Here is a 13,982-nt window from a genome sequence, read left to right as displayed (position 1 = left end):
ATGCTCTCAACGGAAGACCCAGAGAACCCGGGTGGTTCGGGCGGTCAGGTTGGCGTAGCGGAACTGGCTGTGGGGTGGCAGCTGGAAGCTGTCGTTGGGGCTGAGGGTGACGGCGTCGTCGCGGCCCTCGAGCCACAGGGTCAGCTCGCCCTCGAGGACGAAACCGCCTTGTTCCGAGCTGTCGTCCAGATGCCCCTCGCCACTGCTGGCACCGGGCGCCAGGTGGCTTTCGAGCATGGCGAAGCGGCCATTGAGGGTCGGCGAGACCAGCACGTCGGTGACCCCGGCGGCGTAGTACAGGGTGCGTCGCTCGCCGGGGCGGGTCACCCAGTCGATCTCGCGGGGCGGCACGGCCTGATAGAAATAGGTGGTCGGTACGCGCAGCGCTTCGCTGATGGCGGTCAGGTCGGCCACCGTCGGCCGCGACAGGCCGCGTTCGACCTGGGAGAGGAAGCCCAGCGAGCGGTTGACGCGAGTTGCCAGCTCGTCGAGGGTCAACCCCCGATGCTTGCGCAGGTCGCGGACCTGGCGGGCGAGGGTTTGGATATCGTCAGACATGATCGCGCATCCTGTACCAGGCCTTGGCCGCCGCTTCCAGCGGCGCGGCCAGCAGGTCGCCACCGGGGAAGCGGCCGTTATCGATGCCCTGGTAAAGCTTCAGCAGGTCGTCGTCACCGAGGATCGCGTCGCTGACCGCGCGTGCACCGGCCAGGGTCGGCAGTACGCCGTGGCCGGAAAAACCCTGCAGCCAGTAACGTTGGCCCTGGCGCCCGATATCCGGCGTGCGCTGGATGCTGCAATCGATGTGGCCGCCCCAGGCATGCTCGATGGCGACCCCTTGCAACTGTGGGAACACCCGTTCCAGGCACGGCCGGGTGGCGCCGGCGACGTCCTTGGGGATGCCACCGAGGTACGTGCAGCCACCGCCGAACAGCAAGCGGTGGTCGGGTGTAAGGCGGAAATAGTCGGGGACGAACTGGTTGTCGATCACGCAACTGTTGCGTGGCAGCAGCGAGGCGGCGAAGTCGGCGTCCAGCGGCGCCGTGGCCACCTGGTATGAGCCCACCGGCAGCAGACGACGCGACAGCGTGCGGTCGAGGCGGTCGATATAGGCGTTGCAGGCCAGCACCATTACGCGACTGCGCACCTCGCCCTGATCGGTTCGGGCGGCGAAGCCGTCGGCGTGTTCCTGGTAACCCATCACCTGGCTCTGCTCATAGATCCGCCCGCCATGCGCTTCGATCACGGCGGCCAGGCCCTGGGCCAGCTTCAGCGGGTTGAGGTGGGCGCCATTGGGATCGTACAGCGCGGCCTGGTAGCGGGGGCTGTCGACCCACTCGGACAGTTCCTCACGGTCGATCAGGCGCAGGCAGTCGTAGTCGAGCTTCTCCTGTGCTTCACGCCGGGCGTCCTCCAGCAGTTTTACCCGGCGCGGCAACACGGCGGTCCACAGACTGCCCAGGCGGTAATCGACGTCGAAGCCATGGCGCAGGGGCAGTTCGCGCAGCTCGCCGGCGGCCCAGCACATGCTGTCCCACAGGCGCCGGCTGCGCTCCAGGCCCAGGGCTCGCTCCAGCGGGGGCATGTCGGACGACCAGCCCAGCAGCGCCTGGCCACCGTTGCGCCCCGAGGCGGCCCAGGCCACCCGGCTGGCTTCCAGCAGGGTCACGCGCTGGCCGGCCAATGTCAGGCGCAGGGCCGTATGCAGGCCGCTGAAGCCGGCACCGACGATGAGGATGTCGGTGTCGTGGGCGCCCTGCAGGGTGGGGCGCAAAGGGATGGTGGCGGGGTAGGTGCGGGCGTAGTAGCTGGCGACGTGCTGGGCGGATTGCTTGAACATGCCGGGGCCTCGTGAAATTTTTTCTGATTATTTTCATGAAAAAATAGCAGAGGATTTTCATTTCGCCAGTAGATGGCGTCATCGTGCTAGGTAGCTGCCTTGCGCCGCGGCTGTCGGGGTTTGCCGGCTGCTGACTTGCCCTTGCCAGCGCTTTTGCGCTTCTTCTTCCAAGGTGCCGCGGCTTTGCCCGCCGCCGGCCCGCTGATGGTCAGGCGCATGCCGCTGCAGCGTTGCACCAGCTTGCCCATCCACGCCGATTGCCGGGCGACGAACTCCTCCAGGCTCATTTCCCCGCTTTGCACCATGTCCAGCGCCTGCTCCCAGATCGCCGTGGTGCCAGGATCGGCGATGGCCCGGGGCACGGCGTCGATCAGGCTGAAGGCGGCAGGCGTGGCCGACAGGGCCTTGCCGTTCTTGACCAGGTAGCCACGGTCGAGCAGGCCCTGGATGATGCTGGCGCGCGTCGCCTCGGTGCCGATGCCGGTGGTTTCCTTGAGCTTCTGCTTGAGCCTGGGGTCGTCCACCAGCTTGGCGACGTTCTTCATCGCCTTGATCAGGTCGCCTTCGGTGAAAGGCTTGGGGGGCTGGGTCCACAGGTCCTTCAATTGCAGATCCCGCACTGAACAGTCCTGGCCTTCGCGCAACGCCGGCAGCACTTGGGCCGGTGGCGCTTCGCGACCCTTGGCCGGGGCCAGCGCCTCAGGCAATGCCCGGCGCCAGCCCGGTTCGACGATCTGCTTGCCCACCGCCCGCAACGCATGGCCGGCGCAATCGAACTCGGCCTGGGTGCGGTCGTACTCATGGTTGGGCAGGAACTGCGCCAGGTAGCGGGCGCGGATCAGGGTGTACACCGCCTTGTACTTGGGTGGCAGGCGCGCCGGGTCGCTGGCGGCGGCGGTGGGGATGATGCCGTGGTGGGCGCTGACCTTCTGGTCGTTCCACGCCCGTGAACGGCGCTGTGGGTCCAGGTGGTCCCGCAGTGGCGCGAGGCTGCTGTCGGCGCGCTGCAAGGCAGCGAGGATGGCTGCGGCCTCGCCATGCTGGCTGAGGGGCAGGTACCCACTGTCGCTGCGCGGGTAGGTGATGAGCTTGTGGGTTTCGTAAAGGGCCTGGGCAATGTCCAGGGTTTCCTGGGCGCCGAGGCCGAGCTTCTTTGAACACAGCTCCTGCAGGGTGCCGAGGTCGAAGGGCAGCGGCGCGGCTTCGTGCACCCGTTCGGTGGCGATCTTCAGCACCCGGGCGCTGCCGGCAGCCTGCATGGCGGCAGCGGCTTGTTGCGCCAGGTCCTGTTTCAGGCAGCGGCCCTGATCGTCGCAGGCGTCCTCGGGGGCGCGCCATTGGGCGTTGAACACGGCGCCCGCACTTTCCAGCTGCACGTCGATGGCCCAGAACGGCACGGGTACGAAATCGGCGATGCTGCGGTCGCGGTCCACTACCAGGCGCAGCGTCGGAGTCTGTACCCGGCCCACCGGCAGCACGCCCTGGTAGCCGGACTGGCGGCCGAGCAGGGTGAACAGGCGGCTCATGTTCATGCCGATCAGCCAGTCGGCCCGCGAGCGGCCCAGGGCCGAATGGTAGAGGCTGAACGTCTCCTGGCCGGGCAGCAGGCGCCCAAGGGCCTTGCGGATCGAGGCATCGTCCAGCGCCGACAGCCACAGGCGCTGGATCGGCCCGCGGTAGCGGCAGTGCTCGACCAGTTCGCGGGCAATCATCTCGCCCTCGCGGTCGGCATCGGTGGCGATCACCAGTTCGCGGGCTTCGCCCAGCAGGCGCTTGACCGCCTTGTACTGGCTGGCGGTCTTGGGCTTGACCGTCATCTTCCATTTTTCCGGGATGATCGGCAGGTCTTCTAGGGTCCAGCGTTTGTAGCGCTCGTCGTAGCTGTCCGGCGGGGCGGTCTCCAGCAGGTGGCCGATGCACCAGGTCACGCAGACATCGGTGCCTTGCCAGCAGCCATCGCCGCGGCGATGGGCGCCGAGGACCTTGGCGATGTCTTTTGCCTGGGAGGGCTTTTCGCAGAGAAAGAGGCGCATGGCCGAAAACGCTTCATCGTGAAAGTGGCCCCTAGGATGCGCAAACCAGGGCGCGCAGGCAAGTTTTATCTGTATGTATGTACAGGTTTTTTGCCCGCATCTTTGGCAGGGACGTCATCCCTTCGGGTTGGACGAGGTGGCAAATGCGTGCCAGCTTTGCCTTTCGCCCGTCAGTCGTGTCACCGGACGATGTCGCTGGGGTGTCCTTCCTACAAGAACAACAGGGATGTAAACCAATGCCCGTATTCGATTACCGACAGCTCGACAGCACTGCCTCCTCTGCGCTGTACAAGGACGCCATGGCGCTGGCCACCTATGCCTACCATGGCATCGACGATGGCTTCAGCGCCGGCTACCAGAAGTACGGCTTCGGCCTTGGCCTGCCGGCCACGCTGGTCAAGGCGCTGATCGGCGGCACCGACAGCCAGGGCGTGATCCCCGGTATCCCCTGGAACCCCGACTCCGAAGCTCGGGCCCTGGCCCAGGTCAAGGCCGCCGGCTGGTCGCCGATCAGCGCGGCGCAACTGGGCTACCAGGGCAAGACCGACGCCCGCGGCACCTTCCACGGCGAAGCGCCGGGCTACACCTCGGCGCAGGTGGAGATCCTCGGCCGCTATGATGCCGCCGGCCAGCTCAGCGGTATCGGTATCGCTTTTCGCGGCACCAGCGGCCCACGCGAGAACCTGCTGGGCGACACCATCGGCGACGCCATCAACGACCTGCTGGCGGCGATCGGCCCGGCAGGTTATGCCCGTGATTACGCCGGCAACGCATTCGGGCAGCTGCTCGCCGATGTGGCGGCCTTTGCCAAGGCCAACGGCCTGAGCGGCGCGGATATCACCGTCAGTGGTCACAGCCTCGGCGGCCTGGCAGTCAACAGCCTGGCCGACCTGAGCGGCTCGCGCTGGGGCGGTTTCTACCAGGATGCGCGCTACGTGGCCTTCGCCTCGCCAACCCAGGCCGCCGACGCCAGCAAGGTGCTCAATATCGGCTACGAGAACGACCCGGTGTTCCGTGTGCTCGACGGCACCTCGGCAACCTGGGGCACCCTGGGCGTGCACGACGGCGCCAAGGCCTCGGCCACCAACAACATCGTCAACTTCAATGACCACTACGCGTCCGACGCCTGGAACCTGCTGCCGTTCTCCATCGGCAACATCGCCACCTGGCTGTCGCACCTGCCGACGGCCTACACCGATGGCCTTGGGCGTGTGCTGGACTCCTCCTTCTATCAGTGGACCAGCCGCGACTCGACCATCCTGGTCAGCAACCTGTCGGACGTGACCCGTGGCTCGACCTGGGTCGAGGACCTCAACCGCAATGCCGAGCCGCACAAGGGCAGCACATTCATCATCGGCTCGGACAAGGACGACCTGATCCATGGTGGGCGCGGCAACGACTACCTCGAAGGCCGGGCCGGCAACGATACCTTCCGCGATGACGGCGGTTTCAACCTGATCGACGGCGGTGCCGGCCATGACACCCTGAAGCTGCAGGATGCCTTGGCCAACCTGAGCATCGCCCGGGATGGCGAAGGCACGCTGTACGTGCGTGACGCCGAGGGCGGCATCAGCCTGGTGCGCAATGTCGAAAACCTGGTGAGCAAGGAGTCCAGCCTGCTGATCTTCAGCAAGGAAGTCAGTCACGCGGTGGCGGCGCAGGGGTTGTTCGAAAGCGGCAAGATCACCCCCTATGCGTCCTCGCTCAACGGCACCCAGGCAAGCGACCAGTTGGTGGCGGGCAACCAGGGGCAGTGGCTGTTCGGCCTGGGCGGTGACGACCGTCTGCAGGGCGGCGCCGGCAATGACGTGCTGGTCGGTGGCTCGGGCAACGATGTGCTGATGGGTGGCGGCGGGCGCGACACCTTCCTGTTCAGCGGCCATTTCGGCCAGGACCGGGTGCTGGACTTCACAGGCCAGGACCGGCTGGTATTCATTGGCGTGGAAGGCGGCACCGCCGCGCCGGACTGGCGTGCCCATGCCAGCCAGGTGGGGGATGACCTGGTGCTGAAGTTCGGCGGGGACAGCGTGACGCTGGTGGGGATTGCGGGGCAGGGGGTTGGGGATGGGCAGATCGTGATTGCTTGATCCTGGGGCTGCGGTTCGTCGGCACGACAAGTTGGCTCCCACAGCGACGGCGCTTGGCTTGAGAGGGGCGCGGTCGGTGTGGGAGCCGGCTTGCCGGCGATGGCCGGCGCTAGCCGGCCCACTGCTCAGGCGATTTCGCGCGAATCCCGTACCATGTCGACGTGCGGGATGCCTGCCTCAAGGAATTCCTCGCTGACCACGCGGAATCCCAGGCGCTCGTAGAATGGAGTGGCATGTACCTGGGCGCTGAGCATCTGCTTGGTAAGGTCGCGGTTCTGCGCCTCGACAATGACCGCACGCATCAATGCATCGCCCACGTTCAAGCCGCGCCAGTCCCTGAGCACCGAGACCCGGCCGATGGTGCCGTCAGGCAGCAGGCGCGCAGTACCGATCGGGTAGTCGCCCTCCAGGGCCAGGAAGTGCACGGCGGTCGGGTCTTCTGCGTCGAATTCCAGTTCCGGCGGCACGTGCTGCTCGGCGACGAACACGGCGCTGCGGATGCGGTGGATGTCGGCATTGTCCTTGTGCCAGTCGGCCAGTCGAACACTGATCTTATTCATCGGCGAATCCCAGGCTGCCTTGCATGACCAGCTGTTGTACCAGCATCAGGCCGTCTTCGTCCTGCAGCCACTGGCCAAGGTTGTCGATGTGCAGGGCATCGGCGGCGCACACCAGCTTGAGCAGCTCGCGCAGTTTGGCCGGCAGTGGGCAGCTGCGCCCGCTGGCGAACAGCATCAGGTCGTCGTTGAGCTCGGACCAGGCCATGCGTGCGCTTGGGTTGCGGATCAGCACGGCGCCCTGTTCGAGGTAGTTGATCAGCTCCTGCTCGCTCAGCTCTTCACCGACAACCTGCTCAGGGTAGCGCGGCTCGGTCATGAACTGGCCGAACCAGGTCAGCAGCAGGTCCTTGTCGGACATATGCTTGTCGATCAGCGCCTTGAGGCGGTCCAAGGCATCGTGCTGGATCTGGTGCGGGTCGCTGACCGGCTGGGCGTCGGCATCGCTGTAGCGCTCTTCATCCGGCAGGAACTGGCCGAGGAAATCGGTGAAGTGGGTCAGCACTTCGGCGGCGCTTGGGGCGCGGAAGCCGACCGAGTAGGTCAGGCACTCGCTCTCGGCGACGCCGTAATGGGCCAGGCGCGGCGGCAGGTAGAGCATGTCGCCGGGTTCCAGGGTCCACTCGTCGCTCTGCTCGAAATCAGCGAGGATGCGCAGATCGGCGTGGTCGATCAGCGCGCTGTCGCTGTTGCACATCTGGCCGACTTTCCAGTTACGCGTGCCGTCGCCTTGCAGCAGGAATACATCGTAGTTGTCGAAGTGCGGGCCGACGCTGCCGCCAGGCGCGGCGTAGCTGATCATCACGTCGTCGATACGCCAGCTGGGCAGGAAGCGGAACTCCTCCAGCAGCTCGGCCACTTCCGGGACGAACTGGTCCACGGCCTGTACCAGCAGGGTCCAGTCGCGCTCGGGCAGGTCGCTGAAGGCGTCCTCGGCGAACGGGCCGCGGCGCAGCTCCCACGGGCGCTCGCCGTGCTCGAGCACCAGGCGCGACTCGACTTCCTCTTCCAGGGCCAGGCCAGCCAGCTCGTCGGCGTCGATGGGGCTGACGAAGTCAGGGAAGGCCTGACGTACCAGCAGTGGCTTCTTCTGCCAGTAGTCGCGCAGGAATTCACGGGCCGTGAGGCCGCCCAACAGTTGCAGTGGAGTATCAGAATTCATGTTCAACCTATTGAAAAAACGTAATTTTCGTACGGGAATAAAAACGCCCGGCCAGGCCGGGCGTTGCACGCGACGGTCAGCTTAGATGCGTTTGGCCTGGGCCACCGCGTTGCCGATGTAGGTCGCTGGGGTCAGCTGCTTGAGCTCGGCCTTGGCTTCGGCCGGCATGTCCAGGCCGTCGATGAAGGTCAGCAGCGCGTCAGGGGTGATGCCCTTGCCACGGGTCAGCTCCTTGAGCTTCTCGTAGGGGTTCTCGATGTTGAAGCGGCGCATCACGGTCTGGATCGGCTCGGCCAGGACTTCCCAGCAGGCATCCAGATCGGCGGCGATACGGGCTTCGTTGACTTCCAGCTTGCCGATGCCCTTCAGGCTGGCCTCGTAGGCGATGACGCTGTGGGCGAAGCCCACGCCCAGGTTGCGCAGCACGGTGGAGTCGGTCAGGTCACGCTGCCAGCGCGAGATCGGCAGCTTGCTGGCCAAGTGCTGGAACAGCGCGTTGGCTATCCCTAAGTTGCCTTCAGAGTTCTCGAAGTCGATCGGGTTGACCTTGTGCGGCATGGTCGAGGAGCCGATTTCGCCGGCAACGGTCTTCTGCTTGAAGTAGCCCAGCGAGATGTAGCCCCAGACGTCGCGGTCGAAGTCGATGAGGATGGTGTTGAAGCGGGCGATGGCGTCGAACAGCTCGGCGATGTAGTCGTGCGGCTCGATCTGGGTGGTGTAGGGGTTGAACACCAGGCCCAGCTCGTCTTCGATGAAGGCGCGGGCGTTGGCTTCCCAGTCGATCTGCGAGTAGGCCGACAGGTGGGCGTTGTAGTTGCCCACGGCGCCGTTGATCTTGCCCAGCAGCGGCACGGCGGCCACTTGCGCGATCTGGCGCTCCAGGCGGTAGACGACGTTGGCCAGTTCCTTGCCCAGGGTGGTCGGCGAGGCCGGCTGGCCGTGGGTGCGCGACAGCATCGGCACGGCGGCGTGGGTGTGGGCCAGGGTGCGGATCGCTTCGGCGATCTGACGCATCAGTGGCAGCAGCACTTCGTCACGGCCGGCGCGCAGCATCAGGGCGTGGGACAGGTTGTTGATGTCCTCGCTGGTGCAGGCGAAGTGGATGAACTCGCTGACCTTGGCCAACTCAGGCAACTGCGCGGCCTGCTCCTTGAGCAGGTACTCGATGGCCTTGACGTCGTGGTTGGTGGTGCGCTCGATTTCCTTGACGCGTTCGGCGTGCTCGAGTTTGAAATCGGTGGCCAGGCTGTCCAGCACGGCGTTGGCTTCGGCGCTGAACGCCGGCACTTCGCCGATCTGCGGGTGGGCGGCCAGGCGCTGCAGCCAGCGCACTTCGACCAGGGCGCGGAAACGGATCAGGCCGAATTCGCTGAAAATGGGGCGCAGGGCCTGGGTTTTGCCGGCATAACGGCCGTCTACAGGGGAAACCGCAGTGAGCGAGGAGAGCTGCATGGGGTGTTCTCGGACAGTCAGGCTTTTGGAAGGGCGCATATCATACATGAAAAACGCGCCCGGGTCGGGTGGCTGACCAAAGGTCGGGCCATTTCGAAGCGTGTGGTGTCTGGCGTGGGAGCGGCGGCGCACCGCCGCTCCCACGGTTCATTTCAATCGGCGGTACGCATCATCCCGTACAGCTCGTTGAGCAGCTTGCGCCGGCTGAACACCAGCTGCCAGCGGTGCCCGCCCAGCTGGCGCCACAGGCGCGCGGCGCGAATGCCGGCCAGCAGCAGGGCGCGGATCTTCGAAGCGTTGCTGGCCTGCTGCAGGAAGCGCATGTCGCCATGCACCTGGATGCGCTGGCGCAGGGTGCTCAGGGTGTCTTGGTACAAGGCTCCGCTGGAGGCGATGACGTTTTCATGAACCAGGCCGAAATGCTCGGCCTGGGACTGGATCTGCGGCAGGCGGTTGCCGATGGTATCGAGCATGTCGCCACGCTTGTTCAGCTGGCGCTCGAGGCCCAGCATCGACAGGGCGTAGCGCAGCGGCTCGCGTTGCAGGCTGCTGGGGTCGCGCTCCAGGGCGCCGACCAGCGCCCGGTAGCCGTCGCGCAGGTTGATGTCGTCGCCGCCGAACACTTCCAGGGTGTCCTTGGGGTCGACCACCAGCAGGCTGCCGAGCATGCAGCCGATATTGGCTTCGCTGGCCTGGCCGGTGCGGGCGATACGGTCCACCAGCACGGCGGCCTGGAACACGCCGCCCAGGGCAATCAGTTGCTCCTGGAGGTTGTTCATGGGCGCGGGCTCCAGGGCTCGGCGACTTCGATCACGCCGCCGCCCAGGCATACCTCGCCGTCATAGAACACTACCGACTGGCCCGGGGTGACGGCGCGCTGCGGCTCGTCGAACACGGCGCGGTAGCCGCTGGCGGTCTGCTCCAGCGTGCACTGCTGGTCGGCTTGGCGGTAGCGCACCTTGGCGGTAAGTTTGCGCGGGCTCGACAGGTCGATCGGGTTGACCCAGAAGATTTCCGAGGCCAGCAGGGCGCGGGAGAACAGCCACGGGTGCTCGTTGCCCTGGCCGACCACCAGCACGTTGCGCGACAGGTCCTTTTCCAGCACGTACCACGGCTCGTCGCTGGCGTCTTTCAGGCCGCCGATGCCCAGGCCTTGGCGCTGGCCGATGGTGTGGTACATCAGGCCGTGGTGCTGGCCGATCACTTCACCCTCGGTGGTCTGGATCTCGCCCGGCTGGGCCGGCAGGTACTGCTTGAGGAAGTCGCTGAAGCGGCGCTCGCCGATGAAGCAGATACCAGTGGAGTCCTTCTTCTTGGCGGTGGCCAGGCCGTGTTTCTCGGCGATGGCGCGTACCTCGGGCTTTTCCAGTTCACCCACCGGGAACAGGGTGCGGGCGATCTCTTTGCCGCCGACGGCGTGCAGGAAGTAGCTCTGGTCCTTGTTCGGGTCCAGGCCCTTGAGTAGCTCGGTCAGCTCGCCAGTGTCGCGGCGGCGCACATAGTGGCCGGTGGCGATCAGGTCGGCGCCCAGGGACAGGGCGTAGTCGAGGAAGGCCTTGAACTTGATTTCGCGGTTGCAGAGGATATCCGGGTTTGGCGTGCGGCCGGCCTTGTATTCCTCGAGGAAGTGCTCGAACACGTTGTCCCAGTATTCGGCGGCGAAGTTGGCGGTGTGCAGCTTGATACCGATGCGGTCGCACACGGCCTGGGCGTCGGCCAGGTCTTCGCGGGCGGTGCAGTATTCGGTGCCGTCGTCCTCTTCCCAGTTCTTCATGAACAGACCTTCCACCTGGTAGCCCTGCTCCATGAGCAGAAGGGCGGAGACGGAAGAGTCCACGCCGCCGGACATGCCGACGATGACGCGGGTCTTGGCGGGGTCTTTGAGTGCTGGGCTGGTCATGGCTACCGATGTGTATCAGAGGGGAAAAACGCCGATTCTATCAAACCGGCGTCAGTCGCGCAGCAGGTCAAGGCTGTGCAGTGGGCCTTGGAGGTAGTCGTCGAGGCAGCGTGGCACCAACTCGCTGCGCCAGCGCGACGGCTCGGCCAGCAGTTCGTCGCGGGTCAGCCATACGGCGCGGACGATGTCGCTGTCCAGGGCGCGGTCCTGGTGGTGGCGCACGGGGCGGGCGGCGAAGCAGATGCGCTGGTAGGTGACGCCGTTGCTGGGGGCGGTGTACAGATAGATACCGACCACGCCGGTGAGCTCGACTTCCCAGGCGGTTTCCTCGAGGGTTTCGCGCAGGGCGGCCTGGGTGATGGTTTCATTGGCTTCGAGGTGGCCGGCGGGCTGGTTGAAGACATGCTGGCCGGCCTTGAATTCCTCGACGAAAAGGAACTTGCCCTCGTGTTCGACGACGGTGGCGACAGTGATGTGGGGTTGCCAGGTCATTGGGGTTGTCCTTTTGCATGCTGGGGGCTGCGCAGCAGACCCAGTCCCAGAAAGCACAAACCCCGGTGCGTGGCCGGGGTTTGTGTTGTTACGTCAAGCGAACCTTACAGTGCGGCGATGGCGCTGTTCAGGGTCTGGCTTGGGCGCATCACCTTGGCGGTCAGCTCGGCATCCGGGGCGTAGTAGCCACCGATGTCGGCCGGCTTGCCCTGGACGGCGTTGAGCTCGGCGACGATGGTCGCTTCGTTCTCGCTCAGGGTCTTGGCCAGCGGGGCGAAGCGCGCCTGCAGGGCGGCGTCGTCGGACTGGGCGGCCAGTGCTTCTGCCCAGTACAGGGTCAGGTAGAAGTGGCTGCCACGGTTGTCGATACCGCCAACCTTGCGCGAAGGCGACTTGTTGGTGTCGAGGAACTTGCCGGTGGCCTGGTCAAGGGTGTTGGCCAGGACCTTGGCGCGCGGATTGTCGTAGGTGTTGCCCAAGTGCTCCAGGGAAGCGGCCAGGGCCAGGAATTCACCCAGCGAGTCCCAACGCAGGAAGTTCTCTTCAACCAGCTGCTGCACGTGCTTCGGTGCCGAACCACCGGCGCCGGTCTCGAACAGGCCACCGCCGTTCATCAGCGGCACGATCGACAGCATCTTGGCGCTGGTGCCCAGCTCCATGATCGGGAACAGGTCGGTCAGGTAGTCGCGCAGCACGTTGCCGGTCACCGAGATGGTGTCCTTGCCTTCGCGGATGCGGGCCAGGGAGAACTTGATGGCGTCGACCGGGGCCAGGATGCGGATGTCCAGGCCGGCGGTGTCGTGATCCTTCAGGTACTGCTGCACCTTTTCGATCATCACGCCGTCGTGGGCGCGGGCCGGGTCCAGCCAGAACACCGCCGGTGTGTTGCTCAGGCGGGCGCGGTTGACGGCCAGCTTGACCCAGTCCTGGATCGGCGCGTCCTTGGTCTGGCACATGCGGAAGATGTCACCGGCTTCGACGTTCTGCTCCAGGACGACCTTGCCCTTGCCGTCGACCACGCGCACGACGCCGTCGGCCTTGATCTGGAAGGTCTTGTCGTGGGAGCCGTACTCTTCGGCTTTCTGCGCCATCAGGCCGACGTTCGGCACGCTGCCCATGGTGGTCGGGTCGAAGGCGCCATTGGCCTTGCAGTCTTCGATGGTGGCCTGGTAGATGCCGGCGTAGCAGCGGTCCGGGATCACGGCCTTGGCGTCCTGCAGCTCACCTGCGGTGTTCCACATCTTGCCCGAGTCGCGGATCATTGCCGGCATCGAGGCGTCGACGATGACGTCGCTCGGTACGTGCAGGTTGGTGATGCCCTTGTCCGAGTTGACCATGGCCAGGGCCGGGCGAACGGCGTACAGGGCCTGGATATCGGCTTCGATCTCGGCTTGCTTTTCAGCAGGCAGGTCCTTGATGCGGGCGTACAGGTCGCCGATGCCGTTGTTGGCGTTGAAGCCCACTTCGGCCAGCGCGGCGGCGTGCTTGACGAGCACGTCGTTGTAGAACTCTTCGACGATCACGCCGAACATGATCGGGTCGGAAACCTTCATCATGGTGGCTTTCAGGTGCACCGACAGCAGCACGCCGGAGGCCTTGGCATCGGCGATCTGCTCGGCGATGAAGGCTTTCAGGGCCTTGCGGCTCATGGTGGCGCAGTCGATCACTTCGGCGGCTTTGACGGCGGTCTTTTCTTTCAGCACGGTGGTGCTGCCGTCCTTGCCGACCAGCTCGATGCGCAGGCTGTCGTCAGCCTCGATCAGCGCGGCCTTCTCGCTGCCGTAGAAGTCGCCCTGGGTCATGTGGGCAACGTGCGACTTGGAGTCGGCGGCCCAGGCGCCCATCTTGTGCGGGTGCTTGCGGGCGTAGTTCTTGACCGACAGCGGCGCGCGGCGGTCGGAGTTGCCTTCGCGCAGGACCGGGTTCACGGCGCTGCCCTTGATGCGGTCGTAGCGGGCGCGCGATTCTTTCTCTTCGGCGCTGGCCGGCTCGTCGGCGTAGTCGGGGATGTTGAAGCCCTTGGCTTGCAGCTCCTTGATCGCGGCCTTCAGCTGTGGAACCGAAGCGGAAATGTTCGGCAGCTTGATGATGTTGGCTTCAGGGGTGGTGGCCAGCTGGCCCAGTTCCGCCAGGTGATCGCCTACCTGCTTCTCGGTGCCCAGTTGCTCCGGGAAGGCGGCGAGGATACGGCCGGCCAGGGAGATGTCGCGGGTTTCGACGGCGATGTCGGCGCAGGCAGTGAAGGCCTCGACGATCGGCAGCAGCGAGTAGGTGGCGAGGGCGGGGGCTTCGTCGGTGAAGGTGTAGATGATCTTGGAACGGGTGGGCATGCGGGTTAACTCTCTATGTGCTGAGCGTACTCGAGTCTCGAGGTGCGCAGGGTAGGCGCTTCGCCCTGGCGACGCCATGAGCGGAAAGTCGAGAGGCTGCGAGCGGTGATGGTGGATGCATCAGTCGAG

11 protein-coding genes are annotated in these 13,982 nt (G+C 65.6%); 1 reads left to right on the top strand and 10 read right to left on the bottom strand.

Annotated elements, in window-relative coordinates; translation table 11 throughout:
* Window positions 1–6: 6 nt before the first annotated feature.
* From BMY03_RS05095 to BMY03_RS05085, 3 genes are all read right to left on the bottom strand, one after another.
* Window positions 7–558: a helix-turn-helix domain-containing protein gene (locus tag BMY03_RS05095; protein WP_023632199.1), complete on the bottom strand. Its 552-nt coding sequence runs from the start codon at window positions 556–558 to the stop codon at window positions 7–9.
* Window positions 551–1,840 (bottom strand): NAD(P)/FAD-dependent oxidoreductase, encoded by a 1,290-nt coding sequence (locus BMY03_RS05090; RefSeq protein WP_094010430.1) that lies wholly within the window; start codon window positions 1,838–1,840, stop codon window positions 551–553. Before BMY03_RS05090 ends, BMY03_RS05095 begins: the two co-directional genes overlap by 8 nt.
* An 86-nt stretch (window positions 1,841–1,926) precedes the next feature.
* Window positions 1,927–3,873 (bottom strand): DNA topoisomerase III, encoded by a 1,947-nt coding sequence (locus tag BMY03_RS05085; RefSeq protein ID WP_094010429.1) that lies wholly within the window; start codon window positions 3,871–3,873, stop codon window positions 1,927–1,929.
* 236 nt (window positions 3,874–4,109) lie between these two features.
* On the opposite strand from BMY03_RS05085, the gene BMY03_RS05080 reads away from it, so the two are divergent.
* Window positions 4,110–5,960, top strand: a complete 1,851-nt coding sequence (locus BMY03_RS05080; protein ID WP_094010428.1) for a polyurethane esterase — start codon at window positions 4,110–4,112, stop codon at window positions 5,958–5,960.
* Between the two features lie 125 nt (window positions 5,961–6,085).
* On the opposite strand, the gene BMY03_RS05075 is transcribed toward BMY03_RS05080, so the two are convergent.
* The 7 genes from BMY03_RS05075 to BMY03_RS05045 form a co-directional block, all read right to left on the bottom strand.
* Window positions 6,086–6,520 carry a GNAT family N-acetyltransferase gene (locus BMY03_RS05075; RefSeq protein WP_023631510.1) on the bottom strand — a complete coding sequence of 145 codons (435 nt, stop codon included), beginning with the start codon at window positions 6,518–6,520 and terminating at the stop codon, window positions 6,086–6,088.
* Window positions 6,513–7,679, bottom strand: a complete 1,167-nt coding sequence (locus BMY03_RS05070; protein ID WP_038705840.1) for a ribosomal protein uL16 3-hydroxylase — start codon at window positions 7,677–7,679, stop codon at window positions 6,513–6,515. The genes BMY03_RS05075 and BMY03_RS05070 overlap by 8 nt, the downstream gene beginning before the upstream one ends.
* A gap of 81 nt (window positions 7,680–7,760) precedes the next feature.
* Complete coding sequence (gene purB / locus BMY03_RS05065) at window positions 7,761–9,131, bottom strand: adenylosuccinate lyase (protein WP_046856178.1); 1,371 nt, start codon at window positions 9,129–9,131, stop codon at window positions 7,761–7,763.
* 152 nt (window positions 9,132–9,283) lie between these two features.
* Window positions 9,284–9,910 (bottom strand): high frequency lysogenization protein HflD, encoded by a 627-nt coding sequence (gene hflD / locus BMY03_RS05060; RefSeq protein WP_038705842.1) that lies wholly within the window; start codon window positions 9,908–9,910, stop codon window positions 9,284–9,286.
* On the bottom strand, window positions 9,907–11,031 hold the full coding sequence (gene mnmA, locus BMY03_RS05055; RefSeq protein WP_023630404.1) for a tRNA 2-thiouridine(34) synthase MnmA: 1,125 nt from the start codon (window positions 11,029–11,031) through the stop codon (window positions 9,907–9,909). Before mnmA ends, hflD begins: the two co-directional genes overlap by 4 nt.
* A 51-nt stretch (window positions 11,032–11,082) precedes the next feature.
* Window positions 11,083–11,523: an NUDIX hydrolase gene (locus BMY03_RS05050; RefSeq protein ID WP_094010427.1), complete on the bottom strand. Its 441-nt coding sequence runs from the start codon at window positions 11,521–11,523 to the stop codon at window positions 11,083–11,085.
* A gap of 104 nt (window positions 11,524–11,627) precedes the next feature.
* Window positions 11,628–13,853 carry an NADP-dependent isocitrate dehydrogenase gene (locus BMY03_RS05045; protein WP_094010426.1) on the bottom strand — a complete coding sequence of 742 codons (2,226 nt, stop codon included), beginning with the start codon at window positions 13,851–13,853 and terminating at the stop codon, window positions 11,628–11,630.
* Window positions 13,854–13,982 lie beyond the last annotated feature (129 nt).

Source organism: Pseudomonas soli, assembly GCF_900110655.1.
Lineage (GTDB): Bacteria > Pseudomonadota > Gammaproteobacteria > Pseudomonadales > Pseudomonadaceae > Aquipseudomonas > Aquipseudomonas soli.
This window is presented reverse-complemented; position numbering and strand designations above follow the sequence as displayed.

What these genes read in the sequence shown, in the direction of transcription:
- BMY03_RS05095 (WP_023632199.1), bottom strand. Translation starts at nt 558, where the DNA reads ATGTCTGACGATATCCAAACCCTCGCCCGCCAGGTCCGCGACCTGCGC.
- BMY03_RS05090 (WP_094010430.1), bottom strand. Translation starts at nt 1,840, where the DNA reads ATGTTCAAGCAATCCGCCCAGCACGTCGCCAGCTACTACGCCCGCACC.
- BMY03_RS05085 (WP_094010429.1), bottom strand. Translation starts at nt 3,873, where the DNA reads ATGCGCCTCTTTCTCTGCGAAAAGCCCTCCCAGGCAAAAGACATCGCC.
- BMY03_RS05080 (WP_094010428.1), top strand. Translation starts at nt 4,110, where the DNA reads ATGCCCGTATTCGATTACCGACAGCTCGACAGCACTGCCTCCTCTGCG.
- BMY03_RS05075 (WP_023631510.1), bottom strand. Translation starts at nt 6,520, where the DNA reads ATGAATAAGATCAGTGTTCGACTGGCCGACTGGCACAAGGACAATGCC.
- BMY03_RS05070 (WP_038705840.1), bottom strand. Translation starts at nt 7,679, where the DNA reads ATGAATTCTGATACTCCACTGCAACTGTTGGGCGGCCTCACGGCCCGT.
- purB (WP_046856178.1), bottom strand. Translation starts at nt 9,131, where the DNA reads ATGCAGCTCTCCTCGCTCACTGCGGTTTCCCCTGTAGACGGCCGTTAT.
- hflD (WP_038705842.1), bottom strand. Translation starts at nt 9,910, where the DNA reads ATGAACAACCTCCAGGAGCAACTGATTGCCCTGGGCGGCGTGTTCCAG.
- mnmA (WP_023630404.1), bottom strand. Translation starts at nt 11,031, where the DNA reads ATGACCAGCCCAGCACTCAAAGACCCCGCCAAGACCCGCGTCATCGTC.
- BMY03_RS05050 (WP_094010427.1), bottom strand. Translation starts at nt 11,523, where the DNA reads ATGACCTGGCAACCCCACATCACTGTCGCCACCGTCGTCGAACACGAG.
- BMY03_RS05045 (WP_094010426.1), bottom strand. Translation starts at nt 13,853, where the DNA reads ATGCCCACCCGTTCCAAGATCATCTACACCTTCACCGACGAAGCCCCC.